This window comes from Terriglobus sp. TAA 43 (assembly GCF_000800015.1).
Taxonomy (GTDB): Bacteria; Acidobacteriota; Terriglobia; order Terriglobales; family Acidobacteriaceae; genus Terriglobus.
Window position 1 is genome coordinate 3,011,097 of sequence record NZ_JUGR01000001.1, and the last position, 21,965, is coordinate 3,033,061.

Sequence of the window (21,965 nt, forward strand, 5' to 3'; positions counted from 1 at the left end):
ATGCGTTTTTCACGCCGGGTAGGACACTCCATTTCGCAGGCAACAGCAAGAAGCCGATATTTCCTGTGCTCTCCTTTATACTTGCTCCCCGTGCAGGGAGGCCAAGTATGAATCGTCGCGAACCAATGAGGGCCGGTAATTTCGCGCCCGGTGCGCCATCGTGGCGTTTTTCTTCCATGCTCTGGAATCTGAACCGCAAGGTTCCCATGGAACAACGGTTGGAGATGCTGGCCGCTGCTGGATACACGGGCGCGGAACTGGTGGATGAGTGGCGTAGCTGGTCGCCGCAGGAGATGCGCAGCATTGTGGCCAAGCGCCATGCTGTTGGTATCGACTTTGACCTGATCTTTCCGGCAAAGGTGAGTCTTACCGAAACCGACAAGCGCGATCTGCTGCGCGCGCAGGTGAAGGAAGCAATTCCAGTGGCGCAGGAACTGGGAACGTCGCATTTTTCGTTCAGCTCCGGACCACATATTCCAGGGGCAACGCGTGAGCAGGAGTGGGCTGCGATTTCCGATGGATTGAAGATTGCTGCGGACGCGTTGGGCGATGCGAAGGTTACGATTCTGCTGGAACCGATTGATGTGTTGGAAAACGCAAAGCTGGCGATCAACTCGGCGTTCGACGGGTTTGCGCTTGTGCGCGCGTTGAATGATCCACGGATCAAAGTGTTGTACGACCTGTACCATGAGCAGCGCGGCACCGGAAACGTGATTGAGACGCTGCGGAAGAACATTGACCTCACAGCGACGGTGCATATTGCCGATGTTCCGGGGCGGCATCGTCCAGGGACTGGGGAGATGAACTACGCCAATATCTACCGTGAGCTTGCGCGTTTGAACTACAGCGGTTACATCTGCATGGAGTTCTATCCGCTGAGCGACACCACGGCTGAACTGAAGGCTGCACGCGAGGAAGCGCTCGCGGCCGCACGAACCGCATAAGCACCACACACGTACCGAATGACGGAGACACGATGAACCGCCGCGATTTTCATAAGCTTTCTTTTGGCGCTGCTGCCGCAACCATGTTGCCTTCTGCCAACCTGTTTGCGGAGCCAGCCAACACCGTTGCCGCCAATGGTGGTCACAAATTCTCCGTAATGCTGTGGACGATGGACAAGACTCTATCGTTTGAACAGAAGCTGCAGCGCGTGGCGGAAGCTGGCTATACCGGCGCGGAAGTGGGTAACGAATACGAGAAGTGGACCCCTGAAGAGTGGAAGACGGCTCTTGCTGCCAAGGAAAAGTACGGCATCACGATTGACTCGGCTGTGCCGGGGCGCAATGCGCTGTCCGATTCCTCGAAGCGTGATGCGTTGACAGAGGACATTAAGAAGGCCATTCCTGGCGCAAAGCAGTTGGGCTGCAACCAGTTCATCTACACGGCATACACGCGCGTGCCATCGCAGACTCCGGAACAGCGCCGCGATGCGATTGTGGACACGTTGAAGTATGCCGCGGATCTATGCGCGAAGGACGATATCGAGATCGTCCTGGAGCCGATCGATCTGCTGGAATACAAGATGGAAGCGGTGCCCAGCGTGGCAGATGCGTTTGAGATCACGCGTCTTGTCGGCAGCCCCAAGGTGAAGGTGTTGTACGACTTCTACCATGAACAGAAACAGGCCGGAAACCTGATTGAGAAGCTGACCAAGAATGTGGATCAGGTGGGTCTGGTTCACATTGCCGATGTGCCGGGACGCCATGAGCCGGGTACTGGCGAAGTCTTCTACACGAACATTTACAAGGAACTGGCGCGGTTGAAGTATGACCGTTACATTTGCATGGAGTTCACGCCGTCCGCTGGCCATGAGTGGGTGCCGACGCTGCGCAAGGCACGCGAAGAGGCGATTGCGGCGATGAAGCAGGCGTGATTCTTTTCCAGTGAAATGAGGGCACAGCTTCTGCTGTGCCCTTTGTATTTTCTGCGAATGCTTAAGCGACGTCTTCGCGAGAAGAATTGGCCGTTCCTGAAGAGGCGCTGGAAGCCTTCGTGATGGGGGTGGGGCGATCGGTCCAGGCCTTCCACGATGTATCGCCCTGCGCTACGCTGCCGCCGTGGAATTTCGCCGGATACGACATCATGGCGATGTAAATGTCTGTGAACTGACGCTTGGCGCAACGGGTGCAACGCACTGGATAGCGAAGCATCAGCACCTCAAACAAATCCACGAAACGCAGGCGCGAACGCCGAAACTGCGAATTGCCGCAGAATGGGCAGGCCACCTCGCCCTGCTTCAGCTCTACGGTCGGGCGGTCGTTGTAGGGCTGCACCAGGTGACGGTAATTGTTGGGTTCAACCGTCGTGACTCCGATATCTTCCTGCTTTTGCGGAATTCCCATGCGTTCCTTCACGGTAAGGGCAGTCAGGCCGATCCGCAATGAAAATACAGAAAAGCTTTCATGTGGGGGAAAGATGTGTAGCCATGTAGCATTTTCCCTATGCTCAATCGACGTCGTTTTCTGCAGGCTGGATCATTGGTTGCTGTCACAGGTGGTGCTTGTGTTTCATTCGCCGCTGCCGCGAAAGTCTCTTCGCCCTTGCAACAAGTGCTGCGCCAACCGGACATGGTTCGCGCGCAAGTCAAAGATGAGAAGACGTTTGTCGATCTGCAAAAGAGCGGGAATCGTTGGACAACAGCGGGCCTTGAGCTTGAGGTAGCGGATCACGCGGAAGCGTTGGACATCACGCTGCATGCGCCGCAGATGCCGGTGCAGCGGATTCATCTGCGTTGGCAGGGAAAGATATCAGAAGAAGTAAAGGTACTGGGCGACGCGTGGGAACGTTCTTACGGCGACCTAGCGTGGCTGCCGCTGCAACCCGAGCGAGTTCTGCCGTGGTATCTGCTGGCTTCACATGCTGGAGTGACGGCCGGTGTAGGTGTGAAGACCGGGTGTTCCGCACTCGCTTTCTGGCAGGTGGACAGCGAAGGTATTTCGCTGTGGCTTGATGTGCGTAATGGCGGTAATGGTGTGGTGTTGGCCGATCGCGTAGTTGCATTGGCGTCTGTGGTTGCCCTTGCACCAACGCAGCAGAGTCCATGGCTTGCAACGAAAAGCTTATGCCGAAAGATGGCCGCAGGGGTCACGATCCCGAACCAGCGAGGCCACTATGCGCTGGATGTTATGTACGGCTCCAACGACTGGTACTACGCCTATGGCAAGAACACTGCAGAGGGAATTCTGCGCGACGCTGACCTGATGCGAGAGATCGCGCCTGTGCATGGAGCCACGCCCTTCTGCATCATTGACGACGGCTATCAGGATGCGGCGCGCTTCCCATCGCTGCAACAGTTGGCAGAGGATATCCATCAACGCGGCGTAGCTCCCGGCATCTGGATTCGCCCGTTGCAGGCGAAGAGTGGCACACGCGAAGAATGGCTGTTGCCCGCGAAGCACTGGCGTCAGTCAACACGCGATCTTGCGTACGACCCAACCGTTCCTGAAGCGCGTGAACAGGTGCTGCATGTGGTGAAGCAGGCACGCGACTGGGGCTTCGACTTCCTGAAACACGACTTCACCACGTATGAGCTGTTGGGTGGATGGGGCAAGGATTTTGGTGCGTCACCAACACGCGAAGGATGGAGCTTCCACGATCGCAGTCGTACGAACGCGGAGATCATTCGCGAACTCTACCAGGACATTCGCAAGACCGCAGACGATGAACGCATCATCCTTGGCTGCAACACCATCGGGCATCTGTCGGTGGGCATCTTTGACGCGTCCCGCACCGGTGATGATACGAGCGGACGCGATTGGGAACGCACGCGTCGCATGGGTGTGAACACGCTCGCGTTCCGTTTGCCACAGGACCGCGTCTTCTATCGAACGGATGCCGATTGCGTGCCGTTTACGCCGGACATCCCATGGCAGCAGACAGAGGCATGGCTACATGCTGTGGCGGCCAGCGGGTCGATTCTTCTGGTGTCGCCTGATCCGCGCAGCATCGACGCGCGCGCAAAAACGGCGATACGCGAGGCCTTCGCACTGGCCGGACAGAGACCACAAGCAGAACCCACGGACTGGACGGATTCGCGCACGCCATTTCATTGGAAGAACAATGGAACGGCAACGATGTATCCCTGGCTGGAGAAGGCAGGAGCATCGCCCTTTCAGGCGTAATGGCTTTGCGGAGATACGCTATTCAGCGTTTGCCTCTGCGGCGCGTCGCTCGCCGGAGAGGCGCGCTTTGGGCGAGTCCTGGAATGGGGTTGCCAAGGCATCGCGGCGCGCCTTCTCCACTAACGCTTCAGGTGACAGTGGCCTGCTGAGATAGAAGCCCTGGAAGAGATCACAACCCAGTTCTCGCAGAATGCGGACGTGGTCCGCATTTTCCACGCCTTCTGCCACAATCTCAAGATTCAGATGGCGTGACATGTGCACGATAGCGCGAACAATGCCGACAGCGGGCGCGTTATCGTGCAGTTTCAACACGAACGAACGATCGATCTTCACTGCGGAGATGGGAAGTTCGCTGAGTCGCGCCAGTGACGAATAGCCAGTGCCGAAGTCGTCGATCGAGAACAGGACGCCTGCTTCCGCCAGTCGCTTCATGCTGTGGATCATGCTGCTGAAGTCGTTCATCAGTGTGGTTTCCGTTAACTCCAGGTGCAGCATCTGGGGCGGCAACTTGTGCCGTTGCAGCGTCTGCAACACCTTCTCTGCAAAGCTCGGCTGCACAAGCTGGCGCGCCGAAACATTGACAGCCAGTTGGAAGGACGGAAGCCCCATGGTTCGCCATTCCGCCATCTGACGGCAGGATTCGTTCAGCACCCAATGGCCCAACGGCAGGATCAGACCACTCTCTTCGGCCACGGGAATGAATACGGCGGGTCCGGTCTTGCGAAGGAACTCGTCTACGCCCCGTATCAGCGCTTCCACACGCGACAGGTGCCCAATGTTGTTGTAGATGGGCTGGTAATAGACCTCGAGCTGATTGGTTGAGAGCGCGTTCCGCAGCGCGACTTCAACCTCCGTGGCGGAGTGGGACTCCACCTCGTTTTGTTCATTTGCCATCACGGCGCATCCGCCGCCCATGCGCTTCGCTTTATAGAGCGCACTGTCAGATCGCTTACGGATGGTGTCCAGTTCCAGGCCATCGTCGGGATACAGTGCGATGCCAATGCTCATGGAGACGGCGATCTCATTGTCGCTGAGCTTCAGTGGCTGCGTGAGCGAACTCAGCAATGCATTTGCGGCTCCCGTAGCACCCCGAGCTGAGGGCAGGCCACCGATCATTACGGTGAATTCTTCGCCGCCGGTACGGGCCAGTGTGTCCGCGTCACGCACGCGTGATTGCAGGCGGCTGGCGATTTCTTTTAGGCATTCATCGCCAACCAGATGGCCATAGGTGTCGTTGATCTGCTTGAAGCGATCGATGTCCAGAGTGAGCAGCGCCACCTTATTGCCGTCGCGTGCGGAACGGGCAATCGCCTGTTGTGCGCGGTCCTCCAGCAACATACGGTTCGCAAGACCTGTGAGCGGATCGTGTTGCGCGCGATACACCAGTTCGCGATTGGTGCGCTCCTGCTCGGTGATGTCCATGGCCATGATGAAGCGTGCTTTGCGCCCCTGGAACACAACATCATGTCCGGAAATGTCCACATCAAAGATGGTTCCGTCCCTGCGCTGGTGACGCCAGTATTGCCGTGCGTCCGGAAGAGGGACGGCCTCCGCGTCGCGAAGGCGGGTACGCTCATCCTCAGGCATGATGTCGTACAGAGTCTTGTCCAGGAATTCTTCCCGCGGATAGCCGTACACCTGCACGGCGGCATCGTTCACAGAAAGGAATTTCGCGCTCTCGGGATCGTAAATCCACATGGGCTGCGGATTGCTCTCATAGAGAAGGCGATACTCTTCGCTGAGGATCCTGATCTTGGAAGTGTCGAGTTCCAGCACCAGCAGGATCATCCCGATCCCAGCAATGTATTTGGGAAGGTTCCAGATCTGACTCAGCGAATGCACCCACTCCGGATGTATATCGATGAACTCGTAGACCACATACATCGTGGCCCATCCCAGGAAGCCCAGCGCGCAGATCCACGCACCAATATGTTTGCCAAGAGGGCCAGCCAGCAGAAGGATGACACAGGCGAGAAATATCTGGATGAGGATGGCGGCGAGAATGGCACTGATATTACCCGCGGCCAGCAACACAGTCTTCACGGCGATGGAGACGACGCAGAGCAGAAGAATCCACGGTAGTGCGGGCGATTTCCTGCCGAGAACACACCACGCGACATAGATTCCAATCGCTTCGCCAGCAAGGATGCAGGCGAATATGTAACCGGGTTGCTGAAACCCATAGGTCGTTCCCACGGCGACGATTGCCGCGGGCAGCGTAACCATGGCAAGTTTCAAAGTAAGAGAACGGGGAGAGAGACCGTCCGCGGCAAAAGAGAAAACAAACAGTAGGCCGCCAACAAACAGAAGTACAAGGCGAAGGGATTCTAGAGACGGGCTGACAATCAGCCCATGACTCTGTGGCAACCAGACGAGGAAACTGGCTAGAATGCAAATCCAGCCAGCGAGCCATAACCTGAAACGTCTCTGCGGTCGACTGGCCTGAAGTACGCCAAAGAAGATGACGAGGACGGGCAGCAGCAGCAGATCAAAAAGATTGCCTCGCACTTGCTACATCCCCTCTCTCACGTTTGCGTGAGAAGACTGTTCATCCTTTGTACAGTGTTCGGAAACCATGTCGTGGGGTAGCGTCTCGTAACCAACCTAAAATACGTGCACCCCTGAGCGTAAGTTCCAGATTCAATGCATTCCCATCCCCCATAGGGGGTATCGGTCGCGGCTGTCGTCTTCTTTCAGCGCAATCGCTGAGATGCCTCTTTCGCAAAATAGGTGACTATGAAGTCCGCCCCGGCCCTGCGAATGGCAAGCAGACTCTCCATCATGGCGCGGTCCCTATCGAGCCAGCCACGCTCAAATGCAGCGTGCAACATACTGTATTCGCCGCTGACCTGATATGCACCCAGCGGCAGGTCAAAGCGTTCGCGCGTGGCCCGGATTATGTCCAGGTAAGGGCCTGCGGGCTTCGCCAGCAGCATGTCCGCACCTTCCGCCACATCGAGTTCAATTTCACGCATCGCTTCGCGCACATTGCCGCCTGCCATCTGGTAACCACGGCGGTCGCCCATCTGCGGTGTGGAATCGGCGGCTTCGCGGAATGGACCGTAAAACGCTGAGGCAAATTTTGCGGCGTAGCTCATGATCGGCGTTTCCGCTAATCCGGCTTCATCCAGCGCATCGCGGATGGCACCCACACGGCCGTCCATCATGTCGCTGGGGGCAATGATGTCTGCACCCGCACGCGCCTGCGAGACCGCCGTCTTCGCCAGCAGCGGCAGCGTGGCATCGTTATCCACGGTGCAATCACTGCCTTCGCCGGTCAATGGACCACAGTGGCCGTGGCTGGTGTATTCACACAGGCAGGTGTCGGCGATCATCACCAGCGACCGCAACGAGGAGTCAGCCTTCAGGGCACGCAGCGCGCGCTGCACAATGCCGTCATCCGCATAAGCTCCGCTGCCTTCAGTGTCCTTGCTCTCGGGAAGGCCAAACAGGAGTAAACCGCCAATGCCAAGGCTGGCGCATTCAGCAGCTTCTTTCAGTGCTTCGTCGACGGATAGGTTGAAGACACCCGGCATGCTGCTGATCGGCTTTCGAACACCTTCACCCGGACAGATAAACAATGGGTAGATGAACTGTGAAGGCTGCAGGAAGGTCTCACGCGTCAACGAACGCATCGCTTCGGTGCGGCGTAGGCGTCGCATGCGGGTCACGGGAAACTGCATTTTGATATTGTACGTTTTCGTACAAACGCTACAGAAAACGAAGGACTTCAGCCAGTCCACAGTTTGTCTACATTTCTTTCGGCGCTAAACGGCAAAGAAATCGGGCCCCGCCGAAGCGGAGCCCGAAAGTGTTGCTTGTTTAGGTTGAGTTAGAACGCGAGACGCAGGCTGAACTGGAACTGACGATCCATGCTGTACGTCTGTCCCTTGGTCTTGCTCTGGCCGAACGTAGCGGAGGTGTAACCGGTGTCCGGGTTGTCCGCAGTCGGATGGTTTGCAAGGTTGAACGCTTCGGCGCGGAACGTGAGCTGTGTTGCCTCGTGTCCCGGGACGAGAGTCCAGCTCTTGTTCAGAGCTGCGTTGTAGCTCTGGAAGCCAGGTCCGCTGATTACGTTACGTGCGCCACGGGGCTGGAACTTACCAGCGTAGGTGGAGTTAAGTACCGTATCCGACGTGACGTAGGCCGTGGTGTCGAACCAGGTCTTCGTCGTGCCCTGTCCAGCGAAGGACTTGCTGCTTGTCGTGGCGTGGGGCATGATCACGTACTGGCTACCTGATCCCGAACCCACACCGGCGAAGTCAGTGCCGGTGGTTACACCGAGTCCAGCGCCCGTCTGTGCCTGCAGCGTACCCGAGATCTGCCAGTGACCCAGCACAGCGCGGTTGATGAAGTAGGACGAGTGGTTGAACTGGTCGATATTGTACACCACGTTGGCAATGAACACGTGACGGCGATCGAAGTCCGAACGACCGTACATGAGGTTCTTGTCAAACGTGTTGGGCAGCTTGGTGCCGTTGCTGGAACCAAAGTCAAGCGACTTGGACCAGGTGTAGGCGATACCGAACAGCAGACCGTTGGTCAGGCGGCGACGGAGGTTAACCTGCAGCGAGTTGTAGTTCGATGCACCACCGTTGGTTGCCTGGTTGATCGCGTTGTAACCCTGGTAGGGGCGCAACGAATCGGTGTTCTTCTTGGTCGTGGTGCTGCCGGGCAGAAGGCTCGAGGCCAGGAAGAGTGTTCCGGGCTGAAGCTGGTTGATATTCAGCAGTTCTTCCAGGTGAATACCCTTACGTCCACCGTACGAGAGCGTAAGAACGCCAAGCTGCTTCAGCTCCTGCTCGATGGTGAAGTTCCAGTTGTAAGCTTCGGGGCTTGGATAGTTGAATGCCTGCGAAGAATACAGCTGTGGGTACTGGTTGGAGGTACCAGCGCCGCCCGGGTTGTCTGCAACGCCCAATGAGACGGCTGCTGCAGGCTGGAACGGTGCGTTACCACCGGTAAACACGTTATCCGTGATACCGAGGCGCTGCACGTAACGTCCACCGCCGGCGCGGATTACCGTGCCAGGCTTTACCTGGTAGGTGATACCGAAACGCGGCTGGAAGTTCGTCTTGATGGTAGGCGAGTACTGACGGTCGTACCCGCGGAACAGGAAGGAATACCCATTCGCCAGGATGTCCGCATTGACGTGGCCAGCTGCGATCGACGGGAAGCCGCTGCCGGGGATCACAACACCGTTGTAGATCTGCTGCTGCGTGCCGGTAACGAAGCCCGTGGTCTGGCTTACAGTCGCTGCGTTTGCAGGGTTGTAATCCTTCGGGCTGAATACGGACTGGTTGCCCCACTTCGCGTAGTACGGGTTGTAGAAGCTGTAATGGATACCGGCTTCTACGACCAGCTTCGGCGTCACGTGCCAGCTGTCCTGCGCGAAGGCGTCATATGCCCAGGCGCGGTACAGCGTGTACGAACGCTGACCGATTTCAGCATAGGTATCGAACAGACCCAATGCTGCATTCGAGAAGCCGATTCCTGTGGTGGTTCCACCTGTACGGGAATCCGTGAAGTTGAAGCGACCATTCTGGTTATTCGTGGAACCAGGCGTGTTGGAAACGGTGATCTGGTCCTTGTTGTTTTCGCCAGCGTACTCGGCGGAAGCGCCGAACTTAGCGGTGTGGTTACCCCATACCTTGGTCAGGTTGTCGCCAACGGTGAACACCGTGCCGCCAGACTTCGACGGATAGGGTGTGCCGTCCAGCAGGGTCGTGTTCGGGATGGAGATGGTCGGGTACTTCAGCGGCAGATCCTTGGTCGCAGCGCCAAACAGGTACGGATAGTTGATGCCGTACTTGGTACGGTCATACAGACCGCTGGAGGTATCAACGCCGATGGTGACGTGATCGGAAGCAACAGAGACGATTGCTTCGTTCACGGTCGAGGGGTTGATGTTCCAGGAGTAGTGCAGCACAGCAACCTGGTTCGGACGGTTCCACTTCTGCGGCAGCTTGTTGTAACCACCGTTATGCGGAGAGGTCTGCTTGAAGGCGTAGTTCAGGATCGTCAAGCGGATGCGGTGAGCATCGGACGGAACGTAATCCACCACAAGGGTGTCCTTGCGCTGGTCCTGAATGTTAGGCGCCGAATCCACCCAGTTGTAAGTCGCGGCCGTTGCGTTGGGCAGCGGGAAGGCATTCATCAACGCAATGCCGTTCGGGCTTAGAGGGTCGGTGATGATGTTGTTCGCATAGGGAACCTTGGTCTGTCCCGCTGCATACGGATGATAGATCTGCTGCGATCCGCTGTAAAAGATGTTGTTCTGGTTCTGGGTCAGCAGTTCGCTGAAGTTACCGGTGCGCATCAGAGCGGTCGGAACCTTGTTGAACACTGTTTCCGCAACAACATACTTCACGTATTCCTGGCCGAACAGGAAGAACAGCTTTTCCTTGTTCTTGTTCCAGTGACCCGGAATGTAAACCGGTCCGTTCAGGTTGAAGCCGTACTGGTTGTAACGGAACGCCTGCGGATGCTGCTGAATCGCCAACGAGTTCGAAGGGAGCTTACGCTGCCAGGTGTTCGCGTTGAAGAAGTTGTTACGGAGATACTCGTATGCTGTGCCGTGGAAGCTGGACGTACCGCTCTTGGGAACGATGCGGACCTGGCCACCGTCTGAACGGCCATACTCAGCCGGATAAGCACTGGACAAAATCTGTACCTGTGCCGTTCCGTCCACGTCGGCAGTACCGACCGATGTACCGTTGGAACGGGTACGAACCATGGGTGCGCCGTCAAGCGTAATCAGTGCGCCCTGGTTACGACCGCCACCGATGTAGATGCTGTTATCCAGGCCGAACGAGAAGCTTGCCATCGGCGAGGTACGGATGACACCCGGTTCCATCTGAGCAAGGAACAGCGGATTACGGCCGTTGAGCTGAATGCTCTTGACCTGCTCCTGCGTTACCAACTGGCCCAGTACGGCAGACTCAGTCTGTACGGTGTTCGTGTTGGCTTCCACCACCACGCTGCTGCCGGCATCGCCGACCTTCATGGATGCATTGACCTGCTTCGGAATCGAAGCGTCGACCTGCACACCGGTGGTCTTGAATGTCTGGAATCCGTTCGCTTCGACTGTGACGGTATAGCTGCCCGGGCGAACGTTGGGAACGGTGTACTGTCCGCTTTCATTGCTGTTGATGGTCTGCTCAGTGCCCGTCGCCTCATTGCGAATGGTGACCTTTGCATTCGGCAGCAGAGCGCCGGTTGCGTCGGTCACAGCGCCTGAGACGGATGTGCTGTCGGATTGACCCACTGCGCTAAGCGCGAGTGGAATCGCGAGTGAGGTCGCAATCAGCGATCTCACAAGGTGGTGTCTTTGGTACATAGTGCCTCCAAATGAAACAGAAGAGCTTATTCGCAACACATATCCCTGGCGAACTTAAGCCCTACGCGTTCTACGCGGCTGAATTATCAATAGTCAAGCATTCAAAACGCTTTTAACCGAAAAATAGTTATCGATAACTATCCCGATTTTCATAGATTTTTACTGATTGCGATAGAAGCGCTCAACCCCTATATCTACGGGCCTTCCATGCCTCCACATTTCAGTAGGCGAAATACAATGGACATGTGGCAGAACCTATTTTGATGCGTCAAACGAGCCCCGCCGCGCTGGAATGGCCGCGCTTGCGGGAGCATCTTGCAACCCGAACACAGTCTTCCCTGGGACGCGCCCGAGTGCTGGCGCTGGAGCCTACTCGCGATCTGCAACTGATCGAACGCGCGCAGACCGTCACTGCGGAGATCCGTCTTTTTCTGATTGCAGGCGGAGCATTCAGCTTTCACGGCCTCTTCGATGCGAACACGCTGCTGGACAAGTCGCGCATACCCAACGCATCGCTGGAGCCGCTGGAGCTTCGGCGTATTGCAGAGCTTGCAGAACACATCGCCGACTGGCGCAGCCTCGTTGTCGAGCCGCCAGATGAGATTCGTGATCGCTGGCCGACGGTCACGGCTATCTCGCAGCCGGTGGTGCAGACCAACTTCTATCGCCTATTGCAACTGATCAGCGGCAAGATCGAGTCCGATGGTTCTCTCGCGGATTCGGCATCGCCAGAGCTCGCGCGTATTCGCAAGGCGATGGAACGCCAGCATAAGGCGATTGAAGAAAGCCTGCGTCGTCAGTTGTGCGCGGTAAGTGCCGAGGGCGGCGCGCAGGAAGATGTGATCACCATTCGTGGTGAGCGATTTGTGATTCCGGTGAAGACGGAGTTTCGTCGTCGCGTGCCGGGCGTTGTCCATGGTTCGTCTTCGTCGGGGCAGACGGTGTTCGTGGAGCCGATGGAAACCATCGAGCAGAACAATGAATTGGTGCGTCTGCTGGATGAGGAGCAGCAGGAGATTCATCGCATCCTCGTCGCGATGACGCAAGCTGTGGGCGAGCAGGCGGGTTCCATCGCGCGTAGTACGGAAGTGCTTGCAGAGATGGAAGCGCATTTTGCCTATGCGAAGTTTGCACAGGAGTTGGATTGCGTTCGTCCAGTGTTCACTGACGGTAAACCACATGGCGATGATGCTGCGCTCAGCCTTGAGTCGGCGCGTCATCCACTGTTGCAACTTCGCATGCGCGAGGAACGCACGAAGATTGTGCCGTTAACGCTGAGCCTTCCCGGTGTAGGAAAGCAGCTCATCATCAGCGGCCCGAACACCGGCGGTAAGACGGTCGCGTTGAAGACGGTTGGTTTGCTGGCGCTGATGGCGCAGGCTGGATTGCCTGTTCCCGCATCGAATGCGCGATTGCCAATCTTCTCGGGCGTGTATGCGGATATCGGTGATGCACAATCGATCGAACGCAACCTGTCTACGTTCTCCGCGCACATTTCGCATGTGAACGAGATCGCACGCGAGGCAGACAATCGCGCGTTGGTACTGCTGGATGAGCTTGGTTCGGCCACCGATCCAGAAGAAGGCGCAGCGTTGGCGGTTGCTATCAGCGAACGTTTCTTAACGCTGGGTGCATGGAGCATCATCACAACGCATCTCACGTCGCTGAAGATTTATGCCGCGAAACATGCGGGTGTGGTGAATGCCGCGGTTGGTTTTGATGAACGCACACTCGCGCCCACATACGAATTGCGCATGGGCGTTCCGGGTGCGTCGAGCGGTATCAACATTGCCGAGCGGCTTGGGCTTGAGGCATCCATCATCAAGGCTGCGCGTGCGTCGGTGACAACACAGTCCGCGGACATCGCCCGCTTTCTCGATGAACTCCACACGCAACTTACGGCCGTTGCGAAAGAGCGCAATGACATACGCCTGCGCGAGATGGAAGTGGAGCGCGAGAAGAGTCGCCTGGAAGCCGAAGGCAAGAACGAGCAACACAAACGCGCACGCGAACTGGAGGTCAAACTCGCATCTCTGATGAAGGAGTTTGAGTACCAGATGCGCGAGAGCGTGAAGTCCATTGAGGACAAGGGCGCGAAGGTTAAGGCTACTGCCGAGGCGGATCGCCGCGTTGCCCGCCTGAAGCGTGAGTTTCAGGAGAGCTTCAATCAAACGGTTGTGGCCCACGTTTCGGGTGCGGATAAGAAGGATCCCGCAGCGCAACCGCACGTTGTGAATGCCGTGAGCGCAGGCGACATGGTGCGGCTGAAGTCGATGGGACGCGATGCGAAGGTGGAACGCATCATCGACGATCGCACGTATGAAGTCTCCATTGGCCCAATGAAGATGCGCGTGCCGAAGGATGACATTGCACACGTCACTGTCCCCGCACCGCGGCAGTCGCCCATTCAGCATGCGCAAAAACGCGGTATCAAGGTGGTGGCGCGTGAGCCGGACATGGTGCCGGGCGAGATCAACGTCATTGGTCGCACTGCGGATGAAGCTCGTGACGAAGTGGAACGCTTCCTCGATCAGGCGTTTCTTGCGGGACGTCCAACGGTGCGCGTCGTGCATGGAACGGGAATGGGAATTCTCCGTCGCAGCCTGCGCGATTATCTACGCAAACATCCGCATGTCGTCAGCATTGAAGAGCCTCCGTACAACGAAGGCGGCCAGGGCGCAACGCTGGTTCAGTTGCGCCAATAACGTTTATCACTTCGGTGGCCATACCGGCTGCGCATAGGGCAGCACCTCTGTGCGTCCATACGGATTTGGCTTGTTCTTTTGTTGAGCATCCCACTTGAGATTTTCAGGCTGGTATCCCGGACTCAAGGCTGCCGCTGCGCATCGGTCGAAAACGCTGCTGGCCAGGTGCGACTGGTCTGGCACAGTGCGTCGTTTGGCGACGCCCCACTTCAGCAGACTCCATTCGTCATGTGCCGCTCCCTCTGCTGAAACTGGGTCAAGATTCTGTATGTACTTGGCTTCTGCGTCGGGAAGAAACTCTAATCCGCATTCCTTCGCCTTGTTCATCATCCATCCCAGTGTGATGTCTGCCAGATGTGAATCGGCATAGCTGCCGCCCACATCGCAGTGGACTCCGGCAAACCAAACCTGCTCAACGCGTCCATCGTTTGCGAGATAGCTTCCGTCTTTCGCGGTCCACAGCGTTGGTTGGAAAGCTGCTCGCCGTTCATCAATGCTCACGGCATGAAAGGCACGGTCCACGCAGTCGCTCAGCGTGGTGTCCAGGAATCCGTATTCCTTGTCGTTCAGAAAATGGAACATGCCACCGGGAATGCCCAATGCGCCGACTGTATCCCACACGCCGATCATGGCGATGTGCACATCCTGCAGATCGTAGGACTGTTTGAGTTGTGCCTTTAGGGCGGCGCGCTTGTCCTTATCGCTTTCACGGTATGCAGCGAAGATCTCGGCAGTGGTTGCGTTCGACAGGTTCTTTGTCGGAACTCCGAATGCCGCAATCATTCCGCCCACGCTGCGCGCCGTATAAGCTCCGCGACTAAAGCCGAACAGATAAATGCTGTCACCCGGATCGTAGACATGCGACAGGAACGAGTAGCAATCCTGCACCTTCTCAAACAGCCCCTGCCCCATGGCACCGCCGGTCAAATGGTCCACCGGATTGCCCTTCGTTCCAACGCCGCTGTCGTAGAACTTCAATTGCGTATCGGTGTCCGGTATGGCGCAGTAAATCTTCCAGACGTTGGTGCCCCCACCGTCATCCGTTACACCCGGCGGGCTGTTCCATGTTCCATCTGCACAAAGGATGATCTTCTTCATTCCGTGCCTCTTCACTGGGGAAAATCTGGTCGCGCACATTATGGGTTTGCGAATAAAGCGAATGCAAGGGGAATTGCTACGGGAATTTCTGCACGCTTCGTCGCTCCCTTTGCGATTGCGCCCAAGCATGTGCGCTGCGGTGATACTGTGGGCGCAGGGAGTTGCTATGCCGCATTGCACACACACGGATGAGATTCAGGATGTTTCACCAAACACCAACGGTTGCGAGGAGTGTTTGAAGACAGGTGGCCGATGGGTGCATCTTCGTCTATGCCTGACCTGCGGCCATGTAGGCTGCTGCGACCAATCGGTAGGGAAGCATGCCACCAAGCATTTTCATGCAACGAACCACGCCATCATGCAATCCATTGAGCCCGGTGAGAGCTGGGGCTGGTGTTACATCGACCAGGTGATGCTCGAGTTCGAATAGACGCGATGGAAGATCATTCGGATACAGCTTCTGTTCTGGAAGAAATACGCGCGTTGGAACCCATCTTTCATACGCAAGCATTCGGCACGTCGATGGATGATTTTGCGCGTCGCATGGTCGATGAATACTGGGAGATCGGTGCTTCCGGCGCGCGTTACGATCGCGCCTTCATCCTCAAGCATCTCGCTTCGACACCCCCGGTGGACGCAAAAGCTGCGGGTTGGATTACTTCACATCATGAGGTCCGGCGTCTTTCTGCTGACACCTTCCTGCTGACTTACAAACTGCAACAGGTGGAACGCGTTACATGGCGTTCCACAGTCTGGCGACGCTCCGAACAGGGTTGGCAGATCGTCTTCCATCAGGGAACCGTCATTTCCTCATAGTGGATCTCATTGCTTCAATTTTCTTGACGTCTCATATGGTTGTATATACAACCATATTCAGAAAGCGATCGAAGAGGTGTGCATGCGACTGCTCAAGAGTATTTTCGGATTTCTTTTTGTTCTAGGTGGACTTGTGTCTGCGCAGGCGCCAGCCAACCCTTCATCACTTCCAACCGTGCCGACAACGAAGGTCCTTGCGATTGGCAGTGTGACTGCTGCCGGGGCTGGTGCGAACCGCGTAAGTATCATGCCGCAGGAGGTCTCGGCTACGGTGCGGCTTTACCTTGGCGGCAAGATTGACCAGTGGTACGTGCGCAAGGACAAGCCAGGAGTGGTGTTCCTGATGAATGTGTCCACTCCCGACGAGGCGCATGAACTGCTGGAGAAGCTGCCGTTGGGGGTGGCCGGCATGATGACATTTGATCTGATCCCGGTGGGGCCACTGAGTCCGTTGAATTACCTTCTTCCTAAGGAGAAGTGAAACGGTGTTCTGCTATTGCGCGGAAGCGCGCCGCGTTTCTCGCCTACTCACCGCGAAGTACGATGCGGCGCTGGCGCCGGTGGAACTTACGTCGGCTCAGTTTGAAACGCTCAGCGTGTTGCATGCCATGGAGCGTTGCAGTGGTCGCGTGCTCGCGCAGAAACTCATGGTCGATAAGACGACGCTATCGCGCAATCTGTGTGGCATGATCAAAGCCGGTCTTGTAGCCGCGAAGGGCTCCCCCGATGATGCGCGACAGGCGGCCTATTCATTGACACCGGCTGGTCGCCGAAAATTGGCGAAGGCGCAGCCACTTTGGCAGGCGGTCCACGAAGAAATTAGCCTCCAGCTTGGTTCGCATGCTGCATCCGCGGAGAAAGTGCTCCAGAGGATGGCCGCGGCACTGTAACAACATCCCGCGAAACGCTAAGATTGGCTGCATGAGTAAGCTGCGAACCAGCGCATCGGCGCCCATCACTGTGCAGAGCGAAATCCGCGCCATGAGCGTGTTATGCGAACAGGTGGGCGGCATCAACATGTCGCAGGGCATCTGCGATACGGATGTTCCTGCGGTTGTGATGGAAGGCGCGAAGGCCGCAATGGACGCGGGCTTCAACATCTACACGCGGCTGGATGGCATTGCACGTCTGCGTGATGCGGTGGCGGCCGACTGGTCGCGACGCAATGGTGTGCACGTCGATCCCGAACGTGAAGTGCTCATCACCAGCGGTGCTACTGGCGCGTTTTACTGCGCGGCACGTGGACTGATGGATCCCGGCGATGAAGTCATCCTGTTTGAACCGATGTACGGCTATCACATCTACACTCTGCGTGGCCTCGGGCTTGAGCCGGTGATTGCACCGCTGGAGTATGGCACCTGGGCCTTGGATGTGGATGCGTTGCGTGCGGTCATCACTCCGAAGACACGCGCGATTGTGTTGAATACACCTTCGAATCCCTGCGGTAAGGTCTTCACGCGAGAAGAACTGCAGGCGGTTGCAGACATTGCCATTGAGCAGGATCTGTTTGTGCTCTCCGACGAAATCTACGAGCACTTCATCTATCCCGGCCACACGCACATCAGCATCGCCACGTTGCCGGGAATGAAGGAACGCACGGTCACCATCTCCGGTTTTTCAAAGACGTACAGCGTAACGGGATGGCGTGTGGGTTATCTGATTGCCGATGCGAAGTGGATACCCGCCATCGGCTTCTTTGCCGACACGGTATACATCTGCGCTCCTGCGCCGTTCCAACATGGTTGCGCGGCAGGGCTTGAGTTTTTACCACCATCGTTCTACACGGAGCTTGCTGCGGAGCACGATCGCAAACGCGCGCAGACCGTAGCTGCGTTGCAGGATGCGGGTCTTACGCCGCATATACCGGATGGCGCGTATTACATCGTTGCCGATGCAACTCCGCTTCATGGAACTACAGCAGCGGAGAAGGCGCGTGATCTGCTGGCGCGCACCGGTGTCGCTGCAGTTGCGGGTTCCGCGTTCTTTCGCAAGGGCGGTGGCGAGAATCTGTTGCGCTTCTGCTTTGGCAAACGCGATGCCGATCTGGATGAGGCATGCGAGCGTTTGCGGAGCCTATCAAGCAAATAGCTAAAGCACGCTGAGGAAGTTCACCAGGTCCTGCTTCTCACGTTCGCTGTAATGCGCTTGATAACGACGATCGTAGAAGTCCACAACGGCACGTAGGTTCTTCGCAGAGCCAGCAGTGAAGTACGGCGCACGTGCAGGCAATGCACGCAGTTGCTGCATCACCAACGAACCTACGTCTGCGCATTTGCCTGTAATCAGTGCGCGTCCAGGATCGTTCGTATAAATCACGCGACCCAGGTAAGGATGCGGCGTCGCCTTCGCATTGCAGGTGATCTTGAATAGCGGAAGATCTTTCTGATCGCCTGCCCACGGCAGCGAGGATGTGCCAATGTCCATCCACGCCTGTGTCGTAGCTGCGCCGGTGCGACGTTCACTGTGACACGTGGTGCATGTTCCTTGCGTAGTTTTTCCGTTCTTCAGATTCGCTGTCTGCGTAATCGCAAAGGTGCGTGACGAGAAGACAACGCTGCCGCGTTCTACAGAACGGCGGAACTCATTTTCGGGTGCGTTCGAAGTACCTGCCCAATTCGCAAGTGTCATACCGTTGCCGTCAGGAAGAGCGGCAGCGCGCGCCAGATTCCATGAGCCCAGCAGCGCAGGCGCGCCAAAGCTGGAGATGTCGCCGCCGGTGTCGTCGTGTCCCTGCGAAACGAAGACCTGACGCTCAAAGGCAACGATGCTTTGCATGTCGTCGGCAGAGATATTGCCGCTGCCCTGCATGTGTTTGTGAAAGGCATCCTGCGCCTGTGCTTCCAGCGTTGTTGCGCGGCTGTCCGCAGTGAACGCGTCGGCAGATTCCAGATAACGCAGGTTCGCCGCCATGCGCGGGCGGCGATATACCGAGACGGAAGGACTCATAGCATGCAGTCCGTAGGTCTTGCCGCTATTGCAACCCGTGGGATCGCGCATGACTTCCATGCGGAACTCCGGCGTAACGCCTTCGGCGGGCCACTGCTGTTGAATGCGGAAGAGACCTTTTTCCAGCAGCAACGAATGCGATGCGCGATCATTCTGAGGCAGGTCGGGGCAGTTTGATCCATCCACAGCAGCGAAGACCGCATCGTGTCCTGTGGTTTGCAGCCAGCGTTCCTGTAGCTTCTCTGGCGTCACACTCATGCCGTTCGAAAGCTGATGGCATGTGACGCATCCGCGACCATTGGTGCCCAGCGGTCGGAAGAAAGGATGCTGACCGGAGGTGAGGTCGCCTGCGGTGTTGTAGATGAGCAGGTCGCCACTGCTGTCCTTGAAGACTGAGGAGAAAGGCATGCGTTCATTGCTGCCAGCTTCCCACCACGCGGGTGCGCCACCGTATTGGCCCATGGTGCCAAGAACGATCACGGCCACAGCCACCGCACCGCAGCCAACGGCGGCGATTCGCTTCAGACGCATTCGGACTGGAAGCTGCAACAAGGGATTGACCCCTCACGCAAAAGCAGATTGAAACAGCGGTATTGCAAGATATACCACCGCGCCGCCAAAAATAGTTCGTTTTGTTACCAAATAATTAGCCGCCCGCTGAGGCAAAGAAAAACGGCGCAGCCGAAGCCGCGCCGTTTTCGAGTTGGTGTTCTTTACTGCTGAGCAGGTGGGCGACGCGTCGTGTTTGCGTCGGGCTTGCCGCCGGGATTCCATGTCGGCTTCCAGTTGGTGTCTGCCAGCCAACGCACGGGGCCTTCCATGGAAGCAATCGCTGCGGTCATATGCGTGAAGTCGATCGTCTTCAACTCGTCAGAGACCTGGTGATAATCCGTGTGCAGACCAAAGGACGAAACAGTCTGCGCAATGATGCCTTGGCGCGCCAGCGCAATGTTGTCGCTGCGCATGAAGAACTGTTCCTTGGGATGCGGATCAGCCACGATGTTTGCGCCATGCTTTGCCAGTTCAGGACCCAGGTTGCTGCGCTCGTAGCCGGTTAGCCACAGCGTGCCTTCCTTTACCGCGGCATCGGGGCGGCCAATCATCTCGAACTCCAGGTTCGCCACCAACGATTCCAGCGGCACCGGCGGATGCGCAAGGAAGCCGCGCGCTCCATAGCCACCCATCTCTTCGCTGCCAAAGAGCGCAAAGACGATGGTGCGCTTCGGAGCTTTGCCCGCTGCCAATACGCGCGCAAGATTCAGCACGGCTGTGGTGCCGCTGGCATCGTCGTCTGCGCCGTTGTAGATTGCGTCGCCGTTCTTCGGCTCTTTCAACACGCCCAGATGGTCAAGATGCGCAGTCAGCAGGATCACTTCGCTCTTCAGCTTCGGATCGCTGCCGGGCAGCATCGCGATGGCGTTCCACGTTTCGGTACGCGGCGTGTCTTCGAAGGTGGCTAACCGCTGCTTCATGCGGTCGTTCATGCGCGAGGTCAGATCGACAGGAATCTTCTGTAGGAAGGTGCCGTCGTCGCCAGCAGGTTTTAGGCCAAGTCCCTCGAACACAGTCGCGCAATATTGTGCTGCGAGATGTTCATCGCGCGTCAGGCTGCCGCGTCCGTGCAGCGTGTCGCTGGCCAGGAAATCCATGTCGGCATGCACATGCGCAGCAAGCGCCACGGTGTTCGTTTGGGCTGAGGTTTTTTTCGCCGGTCCGGCAGCGTAAGAGGGTACAGCGGCAAGCGCCGCGAGGGCAAAGGCAGTCAGAAATCTGGAACGCATACCGGAGACTGTACTGTTCCCGACACAGTAAGAGCAACTGTATCTATCAGAATTCAATGCCCCGCTGCGCCAGGATGCCGCGTGTGTAGGCGTGCTTCACTTCGCGCATCTCTGTGACGGTATCAGCCAGTTCCACCAGCAGCGGATGTGCGTTGCGTCCTGTCAGGATCACGTGCAGCATCTGTGGCCTTTCTTTCAATGCGTCCGCCACTGCCTCAGCGTTAAGCATGTCGTACCCAATCACATAGTTGATCTCGTCGAGCACGATCAGATCCCACTCGCCAGAGTGCATCTCGCGAACCGCTTCCTGCCACGCTTCCTCTACCATGCGCAGATCTTCGGGATCTGTTTCTGCGCCGCCAACTTTTACAAAGCCGCGACCCATCTGTCGGATAACGAGATCGCTACCAAAGCGTTCAGCAGCATCAAGTTCGCCGTAATGCCACGAGCCTTTTAAAAATTGCAGTACCAGAACCCGCAGGCCATTGCCTGCGGCGCGCATCGCAGTGCCCAGTGCAGCAGTAGTTTTGCCTTTGCCAGCGCCCGTGTGGATGATGAACAGCCCTTGCCGCTGTGTGCCTGCATCTGTCATGAAATTCAGTATGTCCTTAGTGGCCCAGGTGATACGGATGTCCTTGCAGAATGGTCGACGCGCGATAAATCTGTTCCGACAACACCAGCCACGCGAGTTCATGCGGCAAAGTCATTGCGCCCAATGAGATCCGCAGGTCCGCTAATTTTCGTGCTTCCTCTGACCAACCGTCTGCAGGGCCGATGGCCAACATCAAGCGCCGAATGCCGTTGTCGCGCGCTTCACGAATGCGTTCTGCGAATGCAACTGAGTCCAGTGATTTGCCACCAAGATCAGCGATCCAGAAGAGCGCGGCACTAGCGCGTTTTTCATCTCCTACAAAATCCATCAACATTTTTTCCACGCGAAAAACACGCGCCGTTGATGGCAATGTTTTGCCGCAGCGTTGTAAATAGTCATGCGCAACAGACTCAAGCGCGGGCTGATGCGCAGCTCCGGGGCGCACAGAGAGCAACGTCACTTGAATCGCCATCGGTGCACCTTTCTATCGCGATGATTTTGAGGATTGTGGTCTATGTAATTTGCAAGAAATTTATATGAAAAAGCAGATATATCAGGTACGTC

18 protein-coding genes are annotated in these 21,965 nt (G+C 57.0%); 9 read left to right on the forward strand and 9 right to left on the reverse strand.

Annotated elements, in window-relative coordinates:
• The first annotated feature begins 107 nt into the window (after nt 1-107).
• Nucleotides 108-944, forward strand: coding sequence for a TIM barrel protein (locus M504_RS12890; protein WP_052200698.1), 837 nt, complete (start codon nt 108-110; stop codon nt 942-944).
• A gap of 32 nt (nt 945-976) precedes the next feature.
• Nucleotides 977-1,876 carry a TIM barrel protein gene (locus M504_RS12895; protein WP_047491998.1) on the forward strand — a complete coding sequence of 300 codons (900 nt, stop codon included), beginning with the start codon at nt 977-979 and terminating at the stop codon, nt 1,874-1,876.
• A gap of 61 nt (nt 1,877-1,937) precedes the next feature.
• Here M504_RS12895 and M504_RS12900 read toward each other — a convergent pair whose 3' ends face one another.
• Nucleotides 1,938-2,345: a hypothetical protein gene (locus M504_RS12900; RefSeq protein ID WP_156993740.1), complete on the reverse strand. Its 408-nt coding sequence runs from the start codon at nt 2,343-2,345 to the stop codon at nt 1,938-1,940.
• A 99-nt stretch (nt 2,346-2,444) separates the two neighbouring features.
• Between M504_RS12900 and M504_RS12905 the strand changes: the two genes are divergently transcribed.
• A complete protein-coding gene (locus M504_RS12905; protein WP_052200699.1) occupies nt 2,445-4,124 on the forward strand; it encodes a hypothetical protein in 1,680 nt (559 codons plus the stop codon).
• Between the two features lie 18 nt (nt 4,125-4,142).
• Here the strand turns inward: M504_RS12905 and M504_RS12910 are convergent, their stop codons facing one another.
• The 3 genes from M504_RS12910 to M504_RS12920 all read right to left on the reverse strand — a co-directional run bounded on the left by M504_RS12910 (nt 4,143) and on the right by M504_RS12920 (nt 11,463).
• Nucleotides 4,143-6,350, reverse strand: a complete 2,208-nt coding sequence (locus M504_RS12910; RefSeq protein WP_156993742.1) for a bifunctional diguanylate cyclase/phosphodiesterase — start codon at nt 6,348-6,350, stop codon at nt 4,143-4,145.
• A 467-nt stretch (nt 6,351-6,817) separates the two neighbouring features.
• On the reverse strand, nt 6,818-7,807 hold the full coding sequence (hemB, locus tag M504_RS12915; RefSeq protein WP_047492004.1) for a porphobilinogen synthase: 990 nt from the start codon (nt 7,805-7,807) through the stop codon (nt 6,818-6,820).
• Nucleotides 7,808-7,956: 149 nt separating this feature from the next.
• Nucleotides 7,957-11,463 (reverse strand): carboxypeptidase regulatory-like domain-containing protein, encoded by a 3,507-nt coding sequence (locus M504_RS12920; protein ID WP_047492007.1) that lies wholly within the window; start codon nt 11,461-11,463, stop codon nt 7,957-7,959.
• A 263-nt stretch (nt 11,464-11,726) separates the two neighbouring features.
• Here M504_RS12920 and M504_RS12925 point away from each other — a divergent pair, with 263 nt between their 5' ends.
• Entirely contained in the window at nt 11,727-14,168 is a 2,442-nt protein-coding gene (locus M504_RS12925) for an endonuclease MutS2 (protein WP_047492009.1), read from the forward strand.
• A 6-nt stretch (nt 14,169-14,174) separates the two neighbouring features.
• Here the strand turns inward: M504_RS12925 and M504_RS12930 are convergent, their stop codons facing one another.
• Complete coding sequence (locus M504_RS12930; protein ID WP_047492012.1) at nt 14,175-15,266, reverse strand: DUF2235 domain-containing protein; 1,092 nt, start codon at nt 15,264-15,266, stop codon at nt 14,175-14,177.
• Nucleotides 15,267-15,432: 166 nt separating this feature from the next.
• Here M504_RS12930 and M504_RS12935 point away from each other — a divergent pair, with 166 nt between their 5' ends.
• The 5 genes from M504_RS12935 to M504_RS12955 all read left to right on the forward strand — a co-directional run bounded on the left by M504_RS12935 (nt 15,433) and on the right by M504_RS12955 (nt 18,170).
• Entirely contained in the window at nt 15,433-15,696 is a 264-nt protein-coding gene (locus M504_RS12935) for a ubiquitin carboxyl-terminal hydrolase 14 (RefSeq protein ID WP_047492014.1), read from the forward strand.
• 5 nt (nt 15,697-15,701) lie between these two features.
• The gene (locus M504_RS12940; RefSeq protein WP_047492017.1) at nt 15,702-16,082 is read left to right on the forward strand and encodes a DUF4440 domain-containing protein; all 381 of its coding nucleotides are present in this window, start codon (nt 15,702-15,704) and stop codon (nt 16,080-16,082) included.
• Between the two features lie 82 nt (nt 16,083-16,164).
• The gene (locus tag M504_RS12945) at nt 16,165-16,563 is read left to right on the forward strand and encodes a hypothetical protein (RefSeq protein ID WP_047492019.1); all 399 of its coding nucleotides are present in this window, start codon (nt 16,165-16,167) and stop codon (nt 16,561-16,563) included.
• Between the two features lie 4 nt (nt 16,564-16,567).
• Nucleotides 16,568-16,972: a MarR family winged helix-turn-helix transcriptional regulator gene (locus M504_RS12950; protein WP_047492022.1), complete on the forward strand. Its 405-nt coding sequence runs from the start codon at nt 16,568-16,570 to the stop codon at nt 16,970-16,972.
• Nucleotides 16,973-17,003: 31 nt separating this feature from the next.
• The gene (locus M504_RS12955) at nt 17,004-18,170 is read left to right on the forward strand and encodes a pyridoxal phosphate-dependent aminotransferase (protein ID WP_047492025.1); all 1,167 of its coding nucleotides are present in this window, start codon (nt 17,004-17,006) and stop codon (nt 18,168-18,170) included.
• On the opposite strand, the gene M504_RS12960 is transcribed toward M504_RS12955, so the two are convergent.
• The 4 genes from M504_RS12960 to M504_RS12975 all read right to left on the reverse strand — a co-directional run bounded on the left by M504_RS12960 (nt 18,171) and on the right by M504_RS12975 (nt 21,873).
• Nucleotides 18,171-19,559, reverse strand: a complete 1,389-nt coding sequence (locus M504_RS12960) for a hypothetical protein (protein ID WP_052200700.1) — start codon at nt 19,557-19,559, stop codon at nt 18,171-18,173.
• A gap of 182 nt (nt 19,560-19,741) precedes the next feature.
• Nucleotides 19,742-20,809 carry a M20/M25/M40 family metallo-hydrolase gene (locus M504_RS12965; protein ID WP_232296273.1) on the reverse strand — a complete coding sequence of 356 codons (1,068 nt, stop codon included), beginning with the start codon at nt 20,807-20,809 and terminating at the stop codon, nt 19,742-19,744.
• 46 nt (nt 20,810-20,855) lie between these two features.
• A complete protein-coding gene (gene cobO / locus M504_RS12970; protein WP_047492029.1) occupies nt 20,856-21,401 on the reverse strand; it encodes a cob(I)yrinic acid a,c-diamide adenosyltransferase in 546 nt (181 codons plus the stop codon).
• A 16-nt stretch (nt 21,402-21,417) separates the two neighbouring features.
• Nucleotides 21,418-21,873, reverse strand: coding sequence for a 23S rRNA (pseudouridine(1915)-N(3))-methyltransferase RlmH (locus M504_RS12975; protein WP_047492032.1), 456 nt, complete (start codon nt 21,871-21,873; stop codon nt 21,418-21,420).
• Between the last annotated feature and the right edge of the window lie 92 nt (nt 21,874-21,965).